5 protein-coding genes are annotated in these 6,859 nt (G+C 59.6%); 2 read left to right on the top strand and 3 right to left on the bottom strand.

Going from position 1 to position 6,859, the window contains the following annotated elements; all coding sequences use genetic code 11:
• Window positions 1–43: 43 nt before the first annotated feature.
• Window positions 44–1,423, bottom strand: a complete 1,380-nt coding sequence (locus G5195_RS17150; protein WP_103251498.1) for an MATE family efflux transporter — start codon at window positions 1,421–1,423, stop codon at window positions 44–46.
• A gap of 120 nt (window positions 1,424–1,543) precedes the next feature.
• Here G5195_RS17150 and G5195_RS17155 point away from each other — a divergent pair, with 120 nt between their 5' ends.
• A complete protein-coding gene (locus G5195_RS17155) occupies window positions 1,544–2,401 on the top strand; it encodes a helix-turn-helix transcriptional regulator (protein WP_058056700.1) in 858 nt (285 codons plus the stop codon).
• A 69-nt stretch (window positions 2,402–2,470) separates the two neighbouring features.
• Complete coding sequence (locus G5195_RS17160; protein ID WP_421223361.1) at window positions 2,471–4,165, top strand: NAD-dependent malic enzyme; 1,695 nt, start codon at window positions 2,471–2,473, stop codon at window positions 4,163–4,165.
• A 92-nt stretch (window positions 4,166–4,257) separates the two neighbouring features.
• Here G5195_RS17160 and G5195_RS17165 read toward each other — a convergent pair whose 3' ends face one another.
• Window positions 4,258–5,295 carry an OmpA family protein gene (locus tag G5195_RS17165; protein WP_421223359.1) on the bottom strand — a complete coding sequence of 346 codons (1,038 nt, stop codon included), beginning with the start codon at window positions 5,293–5,295 and terminating at the stop codon, window positions 4,258–4,260.
• A gap of 229 nt (window positions 5,296–5,524) precedes the next feature.
• Window positions 5,525–6,523: a porin OmpA gene (gene ompA, locus G5195_RS17170; protein WP_421223357.1), complete on the bottom strand. Its 999-nt coding sequence runs from the start codon at window positions 6,521–6,523 to the stop codon at window positions 5,525–5,527.
• Between the last annotated feature and the right edge of the window lie 336 nt (window positions 6,524–6,859).

Consider the following 6,859-nt stretch of genomic DNA (forward strand, 5'->3'; position numbering starts at 1 on the left):
ACAGGGTTTTTCTGTCATTGATATGACCCCGATTTGTGGTTGTTTATCCGATCACCAGATTCTTCAACCAGCAGCGCTGGCGAATACGGCGCTGCACCAGCAACACCTTGCTGAGCTCCTCCAGCAAGACCACCGCCACCACCCAGGAGAGGGGCCAGCCGAGCAGCGTGACCGCCACCCAGGCGAGCGGGATGCCGATGCACCACATGCCGACGATGTCGATGAAGATGCTGTAGTTCACATCACCGCCAGAGCGCAGCACTCCGATGATCCCCACCATGTTGAACACCTTGAGCAGCATCCCGAGGCACATGATGCCGAGCACCTGTCCCGCCTCCGTCATCAGCTCGGGGGGCAGGTTGCCGACCCACTGCAGCAGGTTGGCTTGCAGCAGCCAGACGATGATCCCCACCAGTAGCGCGCCAATCGGTGCCAGCAGCAGGAACAGCTGGGAGTGCTGCCAGGCGACCTCGTACTCCTCGGCCCCGAGCCGGTGGCCGAGCAGGGTGGAGCAGGCCACCGCCAGTCCGAAGAAGAGGGAGATAAGGATGCTCTCCAGGGTGCCGAGTGTGGTCATGATGGCCAGCGAGTCGGTGCCAAGATGGGCGTAGAGAAAGCCGTAAATCAGCATGCCGAAGGCCCAGAGGCCGTCATGGAACAGCAGCGGCAGGGCGATTAGGGTAAAGCGCACCACCTCCTTGCGCTTGAAGGCGGCCAGCCAGTCTGGTGCGCGCGGGATCAGGCGCGCCTCATAACGCTTTACGTAGAGCAGCAGCAGGGCTGTCTGCAGCAGCCGGGAAATGGTGGTGCCCCAGGCCGAACCGGCCACCCCCATCGCCTCGAAGCCGAAGTGACCGAAGATGAGGGCGTAGTTGAGGATGACGTTGGCGATGATGGCGATAATGCCGATGCGGGTTGGCGCGGCGGCATTGCCGACCGAGCGCAGGGCTGACTCCAGCGGCACCACGATAGCGGTACAGAGGATGGTGGCGCCGGTGATCATCAAAAATTGATCCGCCAGCTCGCGCAGTGCCGGATCCTGACTGGCAAAACCCAGTACGCTGCCCGGTGATAACACATAGATGAAGGCAAAGGGCAGGGTGACCAGCAGGGCGCCCACTATGGCCAGCGCCAGGGAGCGGCGCACCCCGGCCATCTCACCGCGCCCGAAGTATTGTGCTGCCAATACCGAGACCCCGCCCGCGAGGCCCGCTATCACCAGCAGATTGAAGAAGAAGACCCGGTTACCCAAGCCGACCGCCGCCACAGCCGTGGTGCCAAGCTGGCTCACCATCATGATATCGATGAGGCCGAGCAGGGAGAACATCATGGATTGCAGCGAGACAGGCAGGGCCAGCCGCCACAATCGGGTCATGAACTCGCGATCGGTGGTTTGTTTTAAAATCGCTTGCCAATAATTCATAGTTGTTAACCGGGTATGAGAAAAGCAAGGTTTGTCAGGGGTATGATAGGGGCTGACGAGGCTCTTCTCACTGTGAGTAGCTCTCGGTTTTCTTGTGTAAAACTATCCTGTTGAGGTGTTATGCCATTTGCCAGCGAGTGTCTGGAGATAGCGCCAGCCTGTGAAGAGCAGATGCTGGGACGTGAAGGGCTGCCCCTGCTCGGCGAGGCGGGGATCTTCCTGACCGGCCTCTCTCGGGTGCGGGATCACTACCTGATCCGTCGCAATCGCCCCGAGTTTCACATCCTGATGGTGAGTCACGATGAGGGGGGCGCGCTGCTCACCGACGAGGGGGAGCAAGCCATTCCGGCCGGGTCGCTGATTTTCCTGCCCGCCGCCGTGCCCGGTGGTCTCAAGCTGATTGGCGAAAGCTGGCAGATCAGCTGGATTCTGCTCGATGACGTGCCGCGCTGGCAGCACCTGCACCGCCTTGGTCACCGTATCTGGCAAGGGGATGGCGGCGATCAGCTCTATCATCTGCTCAGCCTGATGCAGGGGGAGGGGGTTCGCTCTTCGCTGCAACCCCAACTGCTTAGCCTGTTGCTGGCGCTGCTGGAGCGTACCCTGCAAGGGGAGGTGCGCGGCACCCCTGAACTCAGATTGCAGGCGCTGTTTCGCCGGGTGGAGGCGCGCCTGGACGAGCCCTGGAGTGTCGCCCTGCTGGCCGAACAGATGGCTTGCTCCGTGCCTCATCTGCATCGCCTCTGTCAGCAAGCGTTCGGTATGGGGCCGATGGCGAGGGTGACCGAGCTCAGAATGAACAAGGCGCGCCAGCTGCTGCTCTATACCAACTGGCCACTTGGCGAGCTGGCGGCTCGGGTCGGTTACAGCGATGGGGCCAACTTTGCCAACCGCTTTCGTCGTCTGACTGGTCAGACCCCCGGCGCCTTTCGTCGACTGGGTCGCAAACCTTTTGCAACGGATGTGCAAACTCTTTGAAATTAATGAGACAAGCCCCTAGGATCGGCGGGTCCCTGCGTCTAGCTAACCGTTTAGGTACCAAGATCCATGTTTGAATATAATAACCAGAAACGTCCTCTCTACATTCCCTACGCTGGTCCCGCCCTGCTGGAGACCCCTTTGCTCAACAAGGGCAGCGCCTTCACCAGTGAAGAGCGCAGCAACTTCAACCTCGAAGGTCTGTTACCCCAGAATATCGAGACCATCGAAGAGCAGGCCGAGCGCGCCTATCGCCAGTTCATGGCGTTTGGCAACGACATGGACAAGCACATCTACCTGCGCAACATCCAGGATACCAACGAGACGCTCTTCTACCGTCTGCTGCACAACCACCTGACCGAGATGCTGCCAATCATCTACACCCCGACGGTGGGCAAGGCGTGCGAAGAGTTTTCCAACATCTATCGCCGCGCCCGTGGCCTGTTTATCTCCTATCCGGACAAGGACAGGATCGATGACATGCTGCAAAACGCCACCAAGCAGAACGTCAAGGTGATCGTGGTGACCGATGGCGAGCGGATCCTGGGTCTGGGTGACCAGGGTATCGGCGGCATGGGCATTCCCATCGGCAAGCTGTCGCTTTACACCGCCTGTGGCGGCATCTCGCCTGCCTACTGCCTGCCGGTGGTGCTGGATGTGGGCACCAACAACCAGCAACTGCTCAATGACCCCTTCTATATGGGGTGGCGCAATCCGCGTATCTCGGGGGATGAGTACGCCGAGTTTGTCGATGCCTTCATTCAGGCGGTCAAGCGCCGCTGGCCCGATATTCTGCTGCAGTTCGAGGATTTCGCCCAGAACAACGCCATGCCGCTGCTCAACCGCTACAAGAACGAGCTCTGCTGCTTCAACGACGATATTCAGGGTACCGCGGCTGTGACGCTGGGCAGCCTGATCGCCGCCTGCAAGGCCTCCGGTGCCAAGCTCTCCGAGAAGCGGGTTGCCTTCCTCGGTGCGGGCAGCGCTGGTTGCGGCATCGCCGAGCAGATCGTGGCGCAGATGAAGGCCGAAGGGCTGACCGATGCGCAGGCCCGCAGCCGGGTCTTTATGGTGGACCGCTTTGGTCTTATCACCGACAAGATCCCCAACCAGCTCGACTTCCAGCGCCGTCTCTCCCAGCCGGTGGAGCGGATCAAAGACTGGCCAGTGGGGGACAACATCTCCCTGCTGGAGGTGATGGAGCACGGCCGCCCGGACATCCTGATCGGGGTATCCGGCCAGCCTGGGCTGTTCACCGAAGAGGTGGTCAAGACCATGCACAAGCACTGTGCCCGTCCCATCATCTTCCCGCTCTCCAACCCCACCTCCCGGGTTGAGGCGACGCCAGCAGATCTCATCCGCTGGACCGACGGTCAGGCGCTGGTGGCAACCGGCAGTCCGTTTGCTCCGGTGGAGCACAAGGGCAAGCGCTACGTCATCGCCCAGTGCAACAACTCCTTCATCTTCCCGGGGATCGGCCTTGGTGTTATCGCCTCCGGCGCCACCCGGGTGACCGACGCCATGCTGATGTCGGCCAGTCGTGCGCTGGCGGAGTGTTCGCCGCTGGTGAAAGGGGAGGAGGGCTCCTTGCTGCCGGATCTGGCGGATATCCATCAGGTCTCCCGCTACATCGCCAAGATGGTAGCCAAGACCGCCATGCTGCAGGGCAAGGCGGTGCAGACCCCGGACGAGGTGATCGATCAGGCCATCGAAGCCAACTTCTGGCATCCGGAGTATCGCCGCTACCGCCGCACCTCCTTCTGATTGGGGAGAAGGGAATGCCACGGCAAAGCAAAAGGGATGCGAAAGCGTCCCTTTTTACTGCACGTCTGACATGGTTATCGCCTCAAAATCAACTACTCGCTGGCGCCCTGTACGCCGGTGACGCGCACCTCGACCCGGCGATCCGGCCCAAGGCAGTCTATGAGGGCGGTTCTGGCTTTGATGTCGTCACACTGGTTGCCGGTGACCGGATTGCTCTCGCCATTGCCCTGAATGCTTACCTTGTCGGCAGGCAGCCCTTTGTTGATCAGAAAGTCGGCAACGGTTTGGGCCCGAGCTTCTGACAACCTCTGATTGCTGGCATCCGAGCCGATACGGTCGGTATATCCCATCACGACGGCACTGCCATCCTTGGGTTGTACATCGACGATCTGCTGGTAGAGAGCGTCCAGCGCGCTCATCCCCTCCGGTTTGAGGTCCGCTTTGCCAAAGGCGAACAACACATCGGAACTGAGGTTGAAGGTCTGATCTACCATCTCCGGTTCGGCCGGTGGCGGGGGGATCACGACCGGTGCGGGCGTGGGAGCCGGCTCTGTCGGCTGGCTGCGATTGGGATGGATCACTACTTCCAGGGTTGCTGTGCTGATGTCGCTGACCCAGCGCTGGGTGCCGCTGTTTGCCTTGTCATTGTCAGGATCATCGCCGACCCTTACCAGATAACGATACCTGGCCTGGAGATCGACCCAGTCATGGAGCCGGGCCGTCACTCCCAGGCCTGCCAGCGGTGCCAGGTTGTCGTCCCCGCCATTGCTCGATTCAACGTGATAGATATAGCCACCACCCTCGGCAAACACCGAGAACATCTCGCTGAGCGGCAAACGACCAATCACAGACAGGGTAGCTCCCTTGCTGTTGAAGTCATGGCCGCTGATATCCCAGTCACCTGTGGAGAGGTAACCAATTTCGGCGCCCAGGTTCTCCGTGAAGTTGTAGCCGCCAAACAGGGAGAGCGCAGTCGCATCCTTGCTGACATCCTGGCTGAAATCATTCAGATCGTGGGCTATCGCCCAGCCACCGCCTATCCCGGCATACCAGTCATGGACCGGTACCGCTTGTGCGCCTGTGCTCGCCAATGCCAGTGCAATCCACACAGGTTTTAATCTTATGTTCATCGCGTATCCTCGTCGATGTGTGGTTTAGTGGGGCTGCTTGTTGGTCAAACCCCACACTTATGTATAGGTGACAGGTTGTATTTAACCACTCAAGAGGTGTGGATTGCGGCCATAAGTGAACCTATGTCACTGAAACCATGCGGGAAGAGGGAAGATAGCCTGAGGTGGGCGGCATGGAAGACAATAAAAAGGAGGCCATACGGCCTCCTGCTTATCCAGGTGATCAGGATTATTGTGTGACTTGTTGCACACCGGTGACGCGCACTTCAACGCGGCGATCCGGCGCCAGGCAGGAGATCAGCTGAGCCTTGCCCTTGACGCTGTTGCACTGGGTGCCTGTGACCGGATTGGCTTCACCGCGGCCTTCGATGGCAACTTTGCCAGCCGGCAGGCCCTTGCCAACCAGGAAGTCGGCTACGGTACGGGCGCGTGCTTCGGAGAGTTTCTGGTTGTAGGCGTCAGTGCCGATACGGTCGGTGTAACCGACGACCACGGCACTGCCATCTTTTGGCTGTACGTCGACGATCTGCTGATACAGGGTGTTGAGCGCTGCGACACCTTCTGGCTTGAGGGTGGATTTGCCAAAGGCAAACAGCACGTCAGAGCTCAGGGCGAAGTTCTTGTCAACCACCACAGGCTCTGGGGTTGGCTCGGGTGCTGGTGCCGGAGCGGGGGCCACGTAAGTGGTGCGGTTCGGGTGCATCACCAGCTCCAGGGTTGCGACGCTCATGTCGCTCTCCCAGGTCTTCTGCTCGTCACCCAGACTCCACATGTAGCGGTAGCGGGCTTGCACATCGATCAGGTCGGAGAGCTTGGCGGTCACCCCCAGACCCGCCAGCGGCGCAGTGCCGTTGTCGCTGTTGCCATTGCCGTTGACGTGGTTGAAGTAGGCACCACCTTCGGCAAACACCGAGAAGATGTCACCCAGTGGCAGGCGGGCGATACCGGAGAGGGTTGCACCCTGGGTTTTGAAATCGGCACCGTCAACGCCCGCTTTACCTGCGTAGAGGTATCCCAGTTCTGCCGAGTAGTAGTCGTTGAAGTTGTAGCCGCCGAACAGATTGAGCGCGGTGGCATCCTTGTCAGTGTCTGTCCCGAAGTCATCCAGGTTGTGAGCATAAGCCCAACCGGCACCGACACCGGTATACCAGTTATCGGCGGCCTGAGCCGTGGTTCCTGCGGCGGCGAGCGCCAGTGCAATCAGGGTAGGAGCCATTTTGAGTTTCATCGGTTTATCCTCGTTGTGTTAGCCCATGTCGGGCAATGCACTTGTTTTTATTGCTGCGAAAAAACCGCCAGCAAAGTGGATAGCGAAGGCTTATGGACACTCATGAGGCAGTGGCGTCATGGACAACAGACCGGACAAGAAGCGCTTTTTAGTGCTTATCCAACACCTTACAGGCGCAACTACTTTATGCTTTCGAGACGGGGCAGGCAAGGGCAGGGAGGCGGGAGTGAGGGATGCAAGCGAGAACGAGATGTCTAGCCCTGAAATAGGTTTACACATTTTCAACTAGCATTTCTCTACTCAGAACCCCCTATGTACCGCATCGGGGGTTCTGTA

Source organism: Aeromonas sp. 601039 (assembly GCF_049174415.1).
Taxonomy (GTDB): Bacteria; Pseudomonadota; Gammaproteobacteria; order Enterobacterales; family Aeromonadaceae; genus Aeromonas; species Aeromonas veronii_A.

What these genes read in the sequence shown, in the direction of transcription:
- G5195_RS17150 (WP_103251498.1), bottom strand. Translation starts at nt 1,423, where the DNA reads ATGAATTATTGGCAAGCGATTTTAAAACAAACCACCGATCGCGAGTTC.
- G5195_RS17155 (WP_058056700.1), top strand. Translation starts at nt 1,544, where the DNA reads ATGCCATTTGCCAGCGAGTGTCTGGAGATAGCGCCAGCCTGTGAAGAG.
- G5195_RS17160 (WP_421223361.1), top strand. Translation starts at nt 2,471, where the DNA reads ATGTTTGAATATAATAACCAGAAACGTCCTCTCTACATTCCCTACGCT.
- G5195_RS17165 (WP_421223359.1), bottom strand. Translation starts at nt 5,295, where the DNA reads ATGAACATAAGATTAAAACCTGTGTGGATTGCACTGGCATTGGCGAGC.
- ompA (WP_421223357.1), bottom strand. Translation starts at nt 6,523, where the DNA reads ATGAAACTCAAAATGGCTCCTACCCTGATTGCACTGGCGCTCGCCGCC.